The following is a 17,347-nucleotide window of genomic DNA, read 5'->3' on the forward strand; positions in this document are numbered from 1 at the left end:
CAATAATCTAAATATCAGTACTATGAGAAAACCAAACTTTGAAAAAGCGGCTAAAATTGCCGTTTTAACACTTGCGTGCATTTATACGGCAGGGTGTAAAAAATCACTCGACGAAGGCGACCCAGGCATCAGCATGGCCGAAGCTGAAAAAAAAGCTGCCGAACTTGGAAACGTAATTGTAAGACCCACTTACAACAGTACATCGTTTTTGCGTAATCCGCTTAATGGCTGGGTAATGTACGGTAAACGCGATGCAACGGATGCTTATTGGGATACGCAATTTTTTGTGCCCGAGCTTGGAGCAAACGTAAAAGCTATTGACTATGCATCGGCTTGTTATATACGTACAAGCTGGCGTTCACTTAACCCAAGTCCGGGTGTTTATACCTGGCGAGATCTTACCTCGCAAATGGGAAAGCTTATAAACGGTGTTAAAACCAGGGGCTTGCCCATTGCGTTCCGTATAGTTGTAGATGGGCGCGATCAGGGTGAAAATACGCCGGCATTTGTGTTTAATGCAGGTGCCGGTTACTGGCTTTCTAACCCGGCCAATACATCGCAAAAAACTCCTTTTCCGCAAGATCCTATTTTCAGGCAGCATTTTACTACGTTGATTGAGGAGTTGGCGAAGGATTTTAACGATCCGGTGATTACCTCGTTTATAGATGCCTACGGCTTAGGCAAATGGGGTGAGGCACATAATGTAGTTTATGCAGCTCCCGGTACACTGACTGATGCGCAAACTGAAGCAGCCAAGGCCGAAACATTAGATTGGATCACAGGCTTATACGCCCGAACTTTCACAAAGATTCCGTTGGTTATAAATTATCATCGTTTAATTGGTCACCCTACAAGCTGGGGTGCGGTAAACGCTAATAGCAATATGCTGCTCACCAATTCTATTAACAACAAGGGTTACAGTTTGCGGCACGATGCATTTGCAATGACGGATTACTACCAAAGCTGGGAAAAAGCGTTTGCTGCCACCTGGAAACACAAACGTCCCATTATAATGGAAGGTGGTTGGATTGTAACCGGCACCCACAGATATTGGATTGATTCGGGCGGACAATACCGTGAAGGGCACCCCGAAGATGTAAGGCAGGCAGAGTTCGACCGATCGGCCGAGGCTGCCGTTAACATGATGGACTTCAGAGTTGGTGAAACTACATCATGGTTTCAAACCAGTTTTCCATTGGTTCAACGTTTCAACACTGAAGGTGGTTACCGCTTATATCCTGATGAAGTGGCATTACCTAACACAATTGCAGCTGGTGCTACTGCTTCGCTTAGCCACAGGTGGGTGAACATGGGGTGGGGTTACTGTCCAAACAACATACCGCAGTGGAATTATAAATACAAGGTTGCTTTTGCTCTTTTAGATGCATCAGGAGCAGTTAAAAAACTATTTATAGATAACGCCAGCGATCCATCTAAATGGATTAAAAACAACCCCATTACTTATAATTTCACTACAACATCGGTTGATCTTACACCCGGAACTTATAGCTGGGCAATTGCCATTGTTGACAAAACAAACGGAAACAAGCCAGGCATTGCACTTGCCGTTACGGGTAATGTTACCAATGGGTGGCTTAAGTTAGGTGACGTGGAAGTTCAATCCGCAGTAACCACACCACCAATAGGCCAAAGCATAAAATTAAGGGGCTCTAACAATCAGTTTGCATCTGGCGAAAACGGCCAAACAGCCATGATGTGTAATCGTCCAACTGCATCTACCTGGGAAACGTTTACCATTGTTGATGCAGGTGGAGGCAAAGTTGCCTTAAAAAGCATGAACAAATACGTGTCGTCAGAAAATGGAGCTACAACCGGCATCACCTGCAGCCGCACAACCATAAGCGACTGGGAAAAGTTTGACTGGATTGTAAATGCCAACGGACGTATATCTTTAAGAGGGAACAATGGCAAATACATTAGTTCAGAAGATGGGCAATCAGTTATGAAATGTAACCGCGCAACAGTTAGCGGCTGGGAAACTTTTGCCCTTAATTAATTAACATGAAATAAGCAAACAAAATTGTTGCAAATTCATTAGTTAGTTAAATAAAAATTTATGAGAGAGCTACCGGTAACCGTTAGACGCGCTATCGAATTATTAGGACTGGTGTTAATTGGAGCCCTATTTGTTATTGGGCAAAATCTTATAATGCCCTTGCTAATGGCATTCTTTATCAGTTTGATGTTGTTGCCGGTGCTCCGCTTTTTTGTGCGACTAAAACTGCCGGAAGTTGTAGCCATATTCATTCCCATTCTATTGCTGTTTATGTTTTTGGGGCTTATTGTATGGTTCTTTTCGGCTCAGATAGGTTCACTTATTGCCGATTTTCCACAGATTAAAAATAATGTTTCGCACCACCTGGCAGCGTTAAGCTCATGGATTGCATCGACTTTCAAATACTCTGCCGATGCGCAACTTAAACTTGTTGATGAACAAAGCAGTAAACTTTTGAATTCTGCAGGGGGTATTTTAAGCAGTATGGTAGGCTCGGTAGGTAACATACTGTTGTTTTTTGGTCTACTTCCAATTTACATTTACCTAATATTGTTATACAAAAATTTGTTACTCCGCTTCATCTTTATGTGGTTTGATCAAGCCCATCATGAAAAGGTAGAAGAGGGCGTACGTGCCAGCGAAAGCATCATAAAAAGTTACCTTATAGGTTTGTTAATACAAATCACTTATATCACCATACTTTTAGGTTTAGCGTTATTTCTATTTGGTATTAAACACGCATTACTGATAGGCGTCATATTCGCTTTTTTGAATCTTATCCCGTACCTGGGAGCGTTAATAGGAAACATACTAGGCGTATTAATCACGCTAGCTTCCTCACAAGAAATATCCTCAATATTTATAGTGCTTGGTGCTATTGCCGTAGTACAGTTTCTGGACAATAATATTCTGATGCCACGCATCGTAGGATCAAAGGTTAAGATTAATGCGTTGGCGGCAATAGTTGGAGTTTTGTTGGCCGGTACAATGGCCGGTATATCGGGTATGTTTTTGGCTTTGCCAATGATTGCCGTATTAAAAATTGTGTTCGACCGCTCAGAACATATGAAGCAGTGGGGAGTATTGTTGGGTGATGAACGTCCTCAACATAGTCCTATGAGTTTCCCCATATTCAGGAGAAAAAAGAAAATCCCGGAGGAAGCTACCACAGTGAAGTCGAATATATAGCAGCACTTTCAAAGTGCTAAGAATCAATATACGGAGAGCAAGGCATTACGCCTTGCTTTTTTTGTAAAATGTAAGTTTGCTGAGTGATTATATTAATAACAAATATTTGAACAAAATAATGCAAAGGATTACAACCCTTATAAAGTAAAAGTTTTTGCTCCCTGTTGATTAATCATAAGTCAAATTCTATTCACTATGATCAGAGGGTGCAAACTACGCAATGTTGATTACTTGAATTTCTTATTGGCTAAATTTTAGCTACTTTAGCATCCTGTAACCAATTTATTACACGCTTAATTAGCCATTAAGCAAACCAAACTGATTTTTTCAAGCAACTGCCTGCGCTGTGTTATGAGGATAGCTAAAGTATTTAGTTTATTACTATTATTTACATTTCTACATAATGTAAAAGCACAGGTATGGGTAAATCAACACGATGGCGCCTTTGATCCGCATAACTTTTCATTGCGCACTTACACAACACATGATGGCCTGCCTTCAAAAAGTACCACTGCCGCGCTTCGTGATAAGAATGGTTTGATGTGGATTGGTACTGAAAACGGACTTTGTAAGTTTGATGGTTATACGTTTAAAGCTTATGTAAACATACCCGGAGATAGTACATCAATTACCAGTAACTATATTAACGCGCTGGTAGAAGATAAAGCCGGACGTATTTGGGTAGGAACTATGGATGGGTTGAATATTTTTGACCCTAAGACGGAAAGATTTACACGGTTTTATCATAAGTTTAATCAACCTAACTCTTTAAGCAATAATAAGATATGGTCATTGTTGTGTGGCAGATCCGGGCAGGTGTGGGTAGGGACCGATAACGGCTTCAACCGTTTTATTAATGCAGATAAAGGCTTTGACGTTTATTTACCCAACCAGAGGGACAAGTTTGCGCTTAAGGGTAAATCAATAAATTCTATCATCGAAGACAAATTGGGTGATTTATGGCTTGGGAGCTGGAGCAGTGGACTAGCTAAATTCAATAAGAAATCGCACAAGTTCATTAATTATGAGCAACCACATTTGAGCGGCCAAAAAAACCCAAATGACGTATGGAATCTGTACTACGGCGTAGACGGACAAATATGGATAGCAACCTATTGGAAAGGACTATTTGCTTTTAATCCTTCAACCGAAAAGTTTATATCATTGAAATGCCCTGATGGGGCCAATACCTCTGTATTTAGTGTTGTACAAAAAGATTCAAATACATTACTGGTTGGTGGTAACGCAGGCTTTTATTGGGTTGATACGCGTACAAACAGTTGGCAAAAATTACCAGACTTAATTAATAATGCCAGCGGAGAAGTTTATGACGATAAACATGGTATAATATGGCTGTGCTCAATTAATGGACTTACACAAATTGACTACAAAGAATACAAATTTGGCTGGCTACCGCTTAACCTTAAGCCAAGAGAGGTGAAAAGTATGTTGGTAGATGGTAGAAAGATCTGGCTGTCCACAAACAACGGATTGTTTAAGTATGATTTCGCTACTGGTGCTAAACAAGCGTTTTATCATAACAATGGATCAAAGAGTTTAAGCAGCAATGAGTTAAGTAAGCTTTATAAAGATGCGGACGGCAACTTATGGATAGCAACTGAAAACGGTTTTGATAAGTATGATGAAAGGAGTAACACTTTCCAGCATCACTTCCATCATTCGGCTTTATCAAGTCTATATAATGAAGACGTTTTTAGAGATATTCTGGAGATTAAACCGGGTGTATTTATGCTGGCAACTGATGCCGGCCTAAAGGTTTTTGATAGCAATGCTAATACGTTTGAACACTATTACAGTGACGATAAAAATCCGGGCTCTATAAATAATAATCATTTATACAGCTTACTAAAAGATGCCGACGGCATGATTTGGATAGGCACCTACGGCAGCGGTTTAAATCGCTTCAATACAGTAACCAAACGCTTTACTGCCTATACATTTAACGATAAGGTTACAGGTAGTTTGAGTAATAACATTGTCCGCAGCATCTTTCTCGATTCGCGTAAAAATCTGTGGGTTTGCACTTCTGATGGTTTAAACAAGTTTAATCGCCAAACTAACAGTTTTGAAACCTACTCAAAAAAGGATGGCTTTTCGAGCAATGTATTCATCAATATAATTGAAGATAGTCAAGGCAATTTATGGGTAAACACCGAAACCGGTGTATCGAGATTTAACCCTAATAATTTACAGGTAAAAAACTTTGACGAATCAGATGGGGTGTATGCAAACAGCGTTATTGCCAAGTCACAAACAGGCGACATTTATCTTGCAGGTACAACCGGCATTGTACACATAGATCCTGCAAGGATAAAACATAATAAAGAAGTTGCACCCGTTTACTTCACCGACTTTCAAATATTCAATAAATCCATAGTTCCCGGAGTAAATTCACCGCTTAAGGTAGGTATTGGTTCAGCATCAAACATTACACTAAAACATAGGCAAAATATGTTTTCCATAACGTTTGTAGCTTTAAATTATACTCACTCCGAGCGAAATAGCTATGCTTACAAATTGGAAGGATTTGACAGGAAATGGAACTACGTAGGTAGCCAGCGAAAGGCTACATACACAAACTTAAATCCGGGTAAGTATGTTTTTAGGGTTATTGCTGCTAATAATGATGGTGTTTGGAATAAAGAAGGGCGTACTATAAGCATCACTATTTTGCCTCCGTGGTATCAAACCTGGTGGGCTTATTTGCTATACTGCTTTGGCTTGGGCTTTGTAGTGTATGGGTATATTGTATATCGTGATAAACAGGCGAAATTAAAATATGAAGTTAAGGTTGCTCACTTACAAAGTGAAAGCGAGAAGAAGCTGAACGAAAAAAAGCTTTCTTTTTTTACTAACATATCGCATGAGTTTAGGACGCCTTTAACATTGATAATCAACCCAGTAAAAGAATTGCTTTACAAGGACGATAAAAATGTAGATACTACAAATTTAAACATTGTTTACAGGAACGCACGCAGACTGTTAAGTTTGGTTGATCAGCTCTTGCTTTTTAGAAAGGCTGATGCTGAAATAGATAATTTAAAAATTGTAAAGCTTAATCTTGTCTCACTTAGTAAAGAAGTTTACTTATGTTTTACTCACCAGGCACGGGTAAAAAGCATCACTTACAATTTCAACTCCGCAAGTGACCATTTAACTATTTACGCTGATAGGGAAAAAACAGAGATTGCACTTTTTAACTTACTTTCAAATGCTTTTAAATTTACGCCTGATGGTGGTATCATAACCTTTGAGGTAAGTGATAACGATGAAAACGCTTTAATACGAGTTCAAGATAGCGGGTGCGGAATATCACCAGGCATTGGCGATAAGCTATTCAATAAGTTCTATCAGGACACCAGCAGCGGTGCTTCACTTAAGGGCGGATTTGGTATTGGGCTTTTTTTAGTTAAAAGCTTTATCAACGCAATGAGGGGTAAGATTAACTATGAAAGTGTAGAAGGAGAAGGCACAACTTTCAATATCGAACTTCCAAAAGGCCTTGAATATGCGCTTTTGTCAAATATTCAGGATGATGGCAATTCAGAATCTGTTTTGTTGAAAGAATTGATAGAGGATGAAATTACCGCTAATGCAGTTGTTGATGCTGCAAATGATGAGGTTTTATTTGATGATCCGCTTACATCCGAAACAAAAACTTTGTTAATTATTGATGATAATCATGATGTTAGAGAATATTTGAAGCAGATATTCAAGCTTGAATTTACGCTTTACGAAGCATCAAACGGAGAACATGGATTTGAGATGATTAACGAGTACCTGCCCGACATAGTCATCAGCGATGTAATGATGCAAGGAATGAGTGGCATAGAGCTTTGTAATCTTGTAAAAGAATGCGAAGCTACATCGCATATTCCTGTTATTTTATTAACGGCTAGTTCATCACCCGAAATTAAATTGAAGGGACTCGAAGGCGGGGCGGATGATTACATCAGTAAACCATTTGATAAAGAAATACTTAAAGCCAGGGTAGCGGGCATTCTTAAAAGCAAAAATAACCTTCAAAAGTATTTTTATAATGCGGTTACGCTAAATGCAAGTGATCTTAAAATATCTTCTGAATACAAGGACTTCTTAAATTCATGTATCCGTATAGTTGAAAAGCACATAACAGACCCTGACTTTAATATTCAGGTATTGGCTGCGGAAATTGGCATGTCGCGCTCTAAGCTATACAATAAAATCAAGTCAATATCAGGGCAGTCGTCCAATAGCTTTATTCGTTTTATACGGTTACGTAAGGCCGCTGAGATTTTCATCAATTCAGATCATACCATACTGCAAACTTCCTACATGGTAGGTATACGAGATCCAAGGTACTTCAGGGAACAATTTTGCAAACAGTTCAACATGAATCCCTCGCAATACATTAAAAAGTTCCGCAAGCCTTTCAGCAACAATTTGCATCTTAGTCCGGCGATGATTAAGGCCCATAAAGGCAAATAAGTCCGTTACTTATCATCTTGACTTTCTCGCGTTTGCTTGAAGTCGCAATCACACTCACTTTATTAATTGCATTTCAATTCAGGAACGAAAAAGTTCGTGGGAGGCAATTCATGAGCTTAATTCGCTTTGTCCTCATCGGGCTGTTCTTACATCAGTCGCTCTAACAATTTACAGTTAAAAAACTGCTTCACCTTTAGATATAAGCAGTTTTTTAACTGTTTACCCACCTAAATTTAACCGTTTACCACTCATGCTCATGCCGGTTTTTTTGTCAATTTAGCCTCCGAAACCAATTGTATTTCCGGCTTACTGCACTCACTATTTCTCCAATAGTAGTGTGCGTTTCCTGAAGAATTTCAAACCAATTAAACATTATTAAATTATGAACAAACTTCTACGGATTAATTGTTCTCCGTTATGGTATGGTTCCGGCGTAACCTCGGTTTTTAACAAAGCCATGATTGCCGGACTATTGATCACAACACCGTTTGCGGCCAATGCGCGCATTACAAATGCACCGCATAAATCATCGGCGGTAAGATTGGTTAAGCAAGACACGCCTATATCAGGTAGGGTGCTTGACGAAAAAGGGGAGCCCCTTGCGGGCCTCAGTGTAACCATAAAAGGTACAACCAGCGGCACCATTACCGATGTTAATGGTAAGTACAAAATCAACGTGAAAGACAAGAATGCCACGTTGATATTCACATTTACCGGTTATGACCCGCAAGAGGTTATAGTTGGTGACCGGTCGGTTATTGATATACGCATGTCGGTATCGGCAAAGTCACTGAATGATGTGGTGGTGGTGGGTTATAACAGCCAAAAAAGAGCAACGTTAACAGGATCGGTATCTGATGTAAAAGGTGCTGAAATTGTTAAAAGTCCGCAGCCAAACGTGTCGAACTCTTTAGCTGGTCGTTTTTCAGGTGTTATTGCCAACAACCGCTCAGGTGAGCCGGGCTACGATGGCTCAAGCATAACCATCCGCGGTTTAGCTACCACTAACGACAATTCTGTACTGGTAGTTGTAGATGGCATTCCAGGGCAAATTGGAGGTCTTGAACGTCTTGATCCAAATGATATTGAAAGTATTTCGGTATTAAAAGATGCCTCGGCTGCAATTTACGGTAACCGTGCTGCTAACGGTGTGATTTTGGTTACTACCAAACGCGGTAAAACCGGTAAGCCAAGTATCAGCTATACATTCAATCAGGGTTTTAGTCAGCCAACTCGCTTGCCACAAATGGCAGATGCAGCCACCTATGCACAATTGGTTAACGAAATGCTTTATAACAGCAATGCTCAAGGTGGCTTAAACCAGCGTTATAGTACCGCACAAATTGAAACCTTCCGTAACGGGTCTGACCCATTGAACTACCCGAATACTGATTGGATAGATGCTACCCTAAAAAAAGTGGCACTTCAAAATCAGCAAAGCTTATCAGTCAACGGAGGTAATGAAGATGTTAAGTATTACGTATCATTAGGTACTATATACCAGGATAATCTTTATAAGAACGGCGTTACCAAGTATAAGCAATACAACTTCCGTTCAAACATTGATGCCAACATAACTAAACGCTTTAAGGTAAGTGTATTGTTATCGGGCAGGCAGGAAGACAGGCAATACCCAACAACCGGAGGCGGCGGTATTTTCAGGTCTATATATCGTGCCAACCCAACTGTTGCCCCTTACTATCCTAACGGTTTGCCAACCATAGGTATTGAAGGCGAGAATCCTGCTTTGCAGGTAACCGATATAGGTGGCGTAAACCGTAACCCAATACATGTATTTAACGGAATATTGAAAGCCAACTATCTAATTCCGGGTGTTGAAGGACTATCTGTTGATGGTTTCTTTTCGGTAGATCGTGCTTTTAACTTCTCTAAGAACTTCTCAAAACCATATAACGTTTACAATTATATTGCGAGTACAAACGTTTATGAGCCAAGGCTGTATGGTGGCTTCAATGGTCGTCCGCAGCTTTTCGAATCGCAGATGAACGATGTACAGCTAACATCAAATGCTAAGCTGAATTATGCACGTAAGTTTGGCAAGCATGACATTTATGCGTTCGTGGGTTATGAGCAAAGTTCAAACCGTAGAGAATACTTTGATGCAACCCGTAGGAACTTCCTGTCATCTGATTTGCCCGAACTCGGACAAGGCGGTGCACTACCAACAGATGCTTTAAATTCTGGTTACAGCACAAATTTTACCCGCCGAAGTGTAATTAGTAAAATTGCTTATAACTACAATGAGAAGTACATGCTTGAAGCACAATTCAGGGCTGACGGAACTTCTAACTTTCCTTCTGATAAAAGGTGGGGATATTTTCCATCAGTATCGGGTGCATGGCGTATTTCAAAAGAGGATTGGTTTGCAAACAATGTTAAATTCTTTGATGATTTGAAAATACGCGCCTCATATGGTTCTTTAGGTAATGATAAAATTAGACAGTTTCAATACTTTGACAACTTCACTATTGTACGCAACGGTTTTGTGAGCGGAACGTCAATCCAGCCTAACCTTAACCTCATAAAATTAGGTAATGCTAACATTACGTGGGAAGTTGCCAAGAAATTGGATATAGGTTTGAATGCTGTTTTTCTTAAAAACTTCAGCATAGAGGCAATTTACTTCAACCAGGACAGAGAGAAAATTCTGATGCCTCGTAGCGGTTCAGTTCCTGCTGTAACAGGTATTGTTGATCCTTACAGTGGTGATAAATTACGACCGGATGAGAATATTGGAAAAGTAAACAGCAAAGGTTTTGAAGCTACATTGGGATACAACCATACAGGTAAAGAATTTACCTGGGGACTTTCAGGTAACGTAACTTATGCTAAAAGCACAGGAATATTTTTAGATGATGCGCCGGGCCTGTTACCATATCAAACTGTAACTGGTAATTCATTGAACACTCCGTTATTGTACCGCAGCTTAGGACTTTTCAGAAGTGCTGAAGAGCTTGCTGCTTACCCTCACGTTGTTGGCACCAAAGTAGGCGATTTAAAACTGGAAGATTTTAACCAGGATGGAGTTATTGATGACAGAGACAGAGTAAGAAACATATATGGTAACGTACCACGCATTACTTACGGCTTTACATTAAACGCAGCTTACAAAAACTTTGATTTGTCGGCATTGATTGCGGGTCAGGCCCAGGTTGCACAGTACGTACTGCCTGAGTCAGGAACCATAGGTAACTTCTATAAATCATGGGCTGATAACCGTTTTGGGCCAAATACACCGAATGGTACCTTCCCATTAGTTACTGAAAGATCGTCAAGTTCAATAAGCGGCCAATATGCAAGCACTTTCTGGTTAAATGATGCATCATTCCTACGTTTAAAAAACATACAGATTGGCTACAACGTTGACGCGGCATTTTTATCAAAAATAAAGGTGTCAAACCTAAGAGTTTACTTTAGTGCATTTAACTTATTCACCATAACAAAGGTTAAAGATTACGATCCGGAAGGCGATAGCGGAAGCGGTCAGTTTTATCCGCAGCAAAAAATATTTAACCTGGGTGTAAACCTTAAATTTTAAGCGTAATGAAAATCAACAATAAAAAATACTGGAGTGCATTGGTTAGTGCCGTCCTGCTTTTTTCTGCCTGTAAAAAAAATTACTTAGATATTCAGCCAACCGACCGTATAGCCACATCGGCATTACAGTCAGATAGCTCGGTTTTTGAAGCATACGTAACAAACCGTTACATTGGTACACAGCTTACCAATAAAGAGGGTGATGGTACACCCCCGGGTTTTGGCCGTGGCTTTGAATACGCCATGTGGAGCTCACTTACCGATGAATCAATTTACAATAACGATGATGATACGTGGTTTATCCAGCGCGGACAGCTATCATCTGACAATTTAGGTATAGCCAATGTATTTTGGGGACGGAGTTACAGAGGTATACGCGAGTGCAATTTTGCGCTAAGCTTGTTACCTAACGTGCCAATGAGCGCTTTGCACCGTACCCGGTTAGAGGGCGAGCTGAAATTTGTGAGGGCTTTCCGTTATTTTGACCTTATTCGTAATTATGGCGGGATAGTGCTTATGGGCGACCGCGTTACACAATTAGGAGAAGATTTTCAAGATCCTGCGTTGTTTAAGCGCTCAACTATTAAAGAATCAATTGATTACGTAGTAGCGCAGTTAGATGACGCGGCTGCAAAGCTTCCTTTAAATAACGACGGAAGCTGGATTCTGGGCCGCGCAACTAAGGGTGCAGTGTTGGCATTAAAATCACGTTTGTTGCTTTATGCAGCAAGTCCGTTGTATGCTTCCGGAACATGGGAAGCAGCTGCAACTGCGGCACAGGCCGTAATTGGCTTAAATAAGTATAGCTTATATTCAGGCGGATATGCCAATATGTTTACTGCTAGTGAAACATCAGAAACAATTTTCGCTAGGTATTACACCCGCGAGGCTGGTCACGTGCATTTAGAAATTGCAAACGGACCCAACGGTTACGGCGGATGGGCTGGTAACTCTCCGTTGCAAAACCTGGTTGATGACTATGAAATGAGCAACGGTAAGGCTATTACCGATCCTACATCTGGCTATAATGTTAATACACCGTACGCAAACCGCGACCCAAGATTTGCTGCAACCATTTTATATAACGGAGCTCAATACCGTGGCCGTGCCGTGGAAACATTTATACCGGGTGGAAGAGACAGCAGGGATGGAAGTGAAAACTGGAACACGTCAAAAACAGGTTATTACCTGCGCAAGTTCATTAACGAAGAGTATCCTATCCAAAACCCTTGGGGTAATGCCGGTTTCCAAACCTGGACATACTTCCGCTTGTCTGAAATACTGTTAAATTTTGCAGAGGCTGCTAATGAAGCTTACGGACCGGATGTTGTTCCTGCCGGCGCTACCTATTCTGCACGCACGGCCGTTAACGCTATCAGGTCTCGTCAGGGTGTGAATATGCCTGCACTTGCAAACGTAGCATCTAAAGATCAAATGCGCGAGGCAATACGCCACGAGCGCCGCATTGAGCTTGCGTTTGAAGAGCATCGTTTTTACGATGTACGCCGTTGGAAAATTGCAGATGTAACAGAGAATAAACCGGCCATGGGTATTACAGTTACTAAAACCGCAACCGGATTCACTTTTACTCCAAAAGTTGCGCTTGATGGAAGAAGCTTTCAGGCTAAACACTATTGGTTACCTATACCTCGTGCCGAAATTCAGGCATCAAACAATCAGCTTCGTCAAAACGAAGGTTATTAATAATTAAGCAGCTAAAGCAGGGCGCAAAGGTCCTGCTTTAGTTTTTAAATGGATAACGGGTCATTCGAAAATACACCCGTATAAATTCCTGCCAAATGAAAAAGCATCAAAGGTTATTATTATTGATGGCTCTTGCGTTGCCAGCTACGTTTAATGCCAACGCTCAAAATCAAAATGGAACGTTATTTAATGACGGCTGGATGTTCCATAAAGGTGATATTGGCCCAACAGCTATAGCACAAACCAATGGAGCTGATTGGAAAACTGTAAGCATTCCGCATGATTGGAGCATTGAGGAGCCATTTAGTGATGAATGGGCCAGTGCAACAGGTTACTTGCCAGGTGGCATAGGTTGGTATCAAAAAACGTTTACGGTACCTTCAACGTGGAAGTCAAAGGTGGTGTCAATTTACTTTGATGGTGTTTATAAAAACAGCGAAGTTTACTTTAACGGCAAGCTGCTTGGTAAAAGGCCAAATGGGTTTATACCGTTTGAGTACGAACTAAACAAACATCTTAAATACGGCACCCAAAATACCATCACAGTAAAGGCAGATCACAGCCAGTTTGCAGATTCGCGCTGGTACACAGGTTCGGGCATTTACCGCAATGTTTACTTAAAGCTCAATAATCCTTTGTACATAGCTAAATGGGGCGTTAAGTTTGTTACCCCTAAGGTAAGTGGTTCAGCTGCAGAGGCCCATGTTGAAGTTACATTGGTTAACAAGATAAAGGAAAACACTACTATTAACATCATTTCAGATTTGAAAGACGCTAACGGTAAGGTTGTGGCGTCATCAAATCAAAAGCTTTCTACAAGCAAACGCGATAGTATCAAAAGCAATGTGTCGTTTAAGGTGAAATCTCCGCAACTATGGTCGGTTAATGATCCAAACCTTTATCAACTTAACGTTCAGGTTAAAATGGCTGGCAAGGTGATTAGCTCATGGAAAGACAAGGTTGGTATTAGAAACATAAGATTTGATGCAGACAGCGGCTTTTACCTGAACGATAAAAACCTGAAACTGAAAGGCGTTTGTGTACATGATGATGCAGGTGCTCTTGGCGTTGCAGTGCCAGAAGCTGTTTGGGTGAGAAGATTAAAATTGTTAAAAGATGCGGGGTGCAATTCCATACGAATGAGTCACAACCCTCATGCTGATTACCTTTACCGTTTATGCGATCAAATGGGTTTCCTGGTAATGGATGAGGCCTTTGACGAATGGGAAGTTGGTAAGAATAAGTGGGTAAAAGGTTGGAACGTTGGCACTCCAAGTAATGATGGCTATCATAGTGCATTTAAGGAATGGGCATCAGTTGATGTACGTGACATGGTGTTACGTAACTTTAACCGGCCTTCAATAGTCATGTGGAGCATTGGAAATGAAATTGATTATCCAAATGATCCGTATACGCACGAGGTATTAAATACAGGACGTAACCCTCAAATTTACGGTAAAGGTTTCCTTGCTGATCATCCTCCTGTAAGTCGTTTAAGTGCATTGTCAAAACAACTTGCAGGTGCGGTTAAAAAATTTGATACCAGCCGACCGGTTACCGCTGCTTTGGCAGGTGTGGTAATGTCAAACACAACTGACTATCCTGGCAACCTTGACATTGTTGGTTATAATTACCAGGAGTACCGTTATACCGACGACCATAAAGCTTACCCGAAAAGAATAATTTATGGTAGTGAGAACGGTATGCAGCTTTCTGCATGGAATGCCGTTGATTCAAACCAGTATATATCTGCGCAATATTTATGGACCGGAATTGATTACTTAGGCGAAGCGGGACGATGGCCCGAGCGCAGCAACCGTGCCGGGTTACTTGACCTTGCCGGTTTCCGAAAACCCGAGTATTACTTTCGCCAAAGTATTTGGGCAACCAAACCCATGATTTACATTGGCACAACAACTGTACCCAAAGCTGAAGATAAAGGTATATGGAGCCATAAACGCGCCGAACCCAACTGGAATTGGAAAGCAGGAGATATGGTAAGAGTAAACTGCTTTACCAATTGTGAAAACGCGGAGTTGTTTGTAAACGGCAAATCAATGGGTAAAAAAGCCAAACAGGGTAATAACTTCATTTGGTGGGATATTCCATTTGAGGAGGGAGAAGTAAAAGCAATTGGTAATAGTAATGGTAATAAGCAGGTCGAATACGTATTAAAATCTTCCGGTAGTGCTTACGGCTTGCAGGTTTCTGTTGAGTCAGATAAAGCAGGGAGCGAAAATCGATTATCTCATTTAATAATCAAAGTAGTTGATAAAAATGGAATTCCGGTGTATGACGCCGATAACGAAATAACTGTTACGGTAAGCGAAAACGGCAAACTGCTCGGTCTTGAAAGCGGAAGCTCAAGTAGCCATGAAAACTACAAGGGAGCGAAGCGTAAAGCATTGCACGGCAATTTGCTTGCTTACATCCAGTCTTTAAAAAATACCGGAAATGTCACTGTTGACATCACATCTCCTGCGCTCAAACCTATAACTATCAGTATAAAGTGATAATAAATTAAACCAAAGCTATTTATTGGAAAAATAACAAACATGCGTATATCTAAATTACTATTCTTAATTCTACTCGTTTTACCCTGCGTTTTAAAGGCACAAAAAAATGTTCACACGTTTGCACTGAGCGAATCTGCATTTTTGCTTGACGGCAAACCATTTCAAATGATATCGGGTGAAATGCACTATCCGCGTGTTCCGCGCGAAGCCTGGAGAGCCCGTATGAAAATGGCCAAAGCAATGGGGTTAAACACAATAGGCACGTACGTTTTTTGGAATGTGCATGAACCTGAAAAAGACAAATTTGATTTTACCGGCGATAATAACATTGCCGAGTTTGTGCGTATTGCTAAAGAAGAAGGTCTTTGGGTAATACTTCGCCCCAGCCCTTATGTTTGTGCTGAGTGGGAATTTGGCGGCTATCCGTACTGGTTGCAAAATGAAAAAGGGCTTGAAGTAAGGAGCAAGGAAAAACAATACCTGAATGAGTATCGAAAATACATTATGCAGGTTGGTAAGCAGTTGTCGCCTCTTTTAGTAAACCATGGTGGCAATATTTTAATGGTACAAATTGAGAATGAATATGGCTCATACGGTAACGACAAAGAGTACCTTAAAATAAACGAAGCTATGTTTAAAGCGGCAGGATTTGATTGCCTGCTTTACACCTGCGACCCGGAAGCTGCTATAAAAGACGGTCATCTGCCGGGTTTGCTTCCTGCAATAAACGGCGTTGATGATGTTGCTAAAGTTAAGCGTTTAATAAACGAAAATCATGGTGGTAAGGGCCCTTATTACATTGCTGAATGGTACCCGGCCTGGTTTGATTGGTGGGGAACCAAGCACCATACCGTGCCTGCACAAAAGTATGTTCCTAAACTAGATTCTGTTTTAGGAGCGGGCATATCAATTAACATGTATATGTTTCATGGAGGTACAACAAGGGCTTTCATGAATGGTGCCAACTATAATGATAAAAGCCCGTATGAGCCGCAAATAAGCAGCTATGACTATGATGCGCCGCTTGATGAGGCCGGTAATGCTACAGACAAATTTATGCAGTTTAGAAATGTGATTGCAAAACATCTTCCACAAGGACAGCAGTTGCCTGCCGTGCCGGCAAAAAAGCCAACTATTACGGTTCCTCCAATAAAACTTACACAATTGGTTAGTTTGTTTGACATTGTTGGTGCTCCAAAAACATCAAAAATGCCAATGAGCTTTGAAGACTTGAATCAAGCTTACGGTTTTGTACTGTACCGTACAATTGTTAAAGGTGGAAGGGATGCAATGTTGAAGATTAAAGATTTACGTGATTACGGGCTTGTTTACATTAACGGTAAGCGTGTGGGAACACTCGATAGGCGCTTAAACCAGGATAGCATGCATATTCAGCTACCCAAAGGAAATGTGCAGTTGGATATTTTAATTGAGAACATGGGCCGTATAAATTTTGGTCCGTATTTGTTAAAAAACAAAAAGGGTATAACCGAACTGGTTACCCTTGATAGTAAAATAGTACAGAACTGGAAGATGTACAGTATGCCTTTCCATAAGGATGCTGCATTAAAAACCTCAAAGCGTAAGCCAGGCGCTACCGAGCCTGTTATACTTAAGGGTAGCTTTACACTGAATAAAGTTGGAGATACCTATTTAGATATGACAGCGTGGGGTAAGGGTATGGTTTGGATAAACGGCCATAACTTGGGCAAGTATTGGTCTATAGGTCCGCAACAAACCGTATATGTTCCGCAAGAGTGGCTTAAAAAAGGCTCAAACAACGTTACGGTGCTTGAATTAACCAAGCCGGGCAAACAAAAGCTCAAAATGGTTGAGAGACCCATACTAGATCAACCGAAATAGCGAAGTTGAATTT

The 17,347-nt window shown here is 40.8% G+C and carries 7 protein-coding genes; all 7 read left to right on the plus strand.

Translation table 11 applies throughout. The features are described 5' to 3' along the window. The first annotated feature begins 22 nt into the window (after window positions 1-22). The 7 genes from QZ407_RS06720 (at window position 23) to QZ407_RS06750 (ending at window position 17,334) form a co-directional block, all read left to right on the plus strand. Window positions 23-2,017, plus strand: coding sequence for a DUF4832 domain-containing protein (locus QZ407_RS06720; protein ID WP_295768995.1), 1,995 nt, complete (start codon window positions 23-25; stop codon window positions 2,015-2,017). 60 nt (window positions 2,018-2,077) lie between these two features. Continuing rightward, the gene (locus tag QZ407_RS06725; RefSeq protein ID WP_295768999.1) at window positions 2,078-3,205 is read left to right on the plus strand and encodes an AI-2E family transporter; all 1,128 of its coding nucleotides are present in this window, start codon (window positions 2,078-2,080) and stop codon (window positions 3,203-3,205) included. A 351-nt stretch (window positions 3,206-3,556) separates the two neighbouring features. Then, the gene (locus tag QZ407_RS06730) at window positions 3,557-7,693 is read left to right on the plus strand and encodes a two-component regulator propeller domain-containing protein (RefSeq protein WP_295769002.1); all 4,137 of its coding nucleotides are present in this window, start codon (window positions 3,557-3,559) and stop codon (window positions 7,691-7,693) included. A 382-nt stretch (window positions 7,694-8,075) separates the two neighbouring features. Next, entirely contained in the window at window positions 8,076-11,252 is a 3,177-nt protein-coding gene (locus QZ407_RS06735; RefSeq protein ID WP_295769004.1) for a TonB-dependent receptor, read from the plus strand. Window positions 11,253-11,257: 5 nt separating this feature from the next. After that, complete coding sequence (locus tag QZ407_RS06740; RefSeq protein WP_295769007.1) at window positions 11,258-12,955, plus strand: RagB/SusD family nutrient uptake outer membrane protein; 1,698 nt, start codon at window positions 11,258-11,260, stop codon at window positions 12,953-12,955. A gap of 95 nt (window positions 12,956-13,050) precedes the next feature. Then, entirely contained in the window at window positions 13,051-15,468 is a 2,418-nt protein-coding gene (locus QZ407_RS06745) for a sugar-binding domain-containing protein (protein WP_295769009.1), read from the plus strand. A gap of 42 nt (window positions 15,469-15,510) precedes the next feature. Further along, entirely contained in the window at window positions 15,511-17,334 is a 1,824-nt protein-coding gene (locus QZ407_RS06750; RefSeq protein ID WP_295769011.1) for a beta-galactosidase, read from the plus strand. Window positions 17,335-17,347: the final 13 nt, after the last annotated feature.

The sequence above is a fragment of the uncultured Mucilaginibacter sp. genome (assembly GCF_913773635.1).
In the GTDB taxonomy this organism is placed as follows: Bacteria; Bacteroidota; Bacteroidia; order Sphingobacteriales; family Sphingobacteriaceae; genus Mucilaginibacter.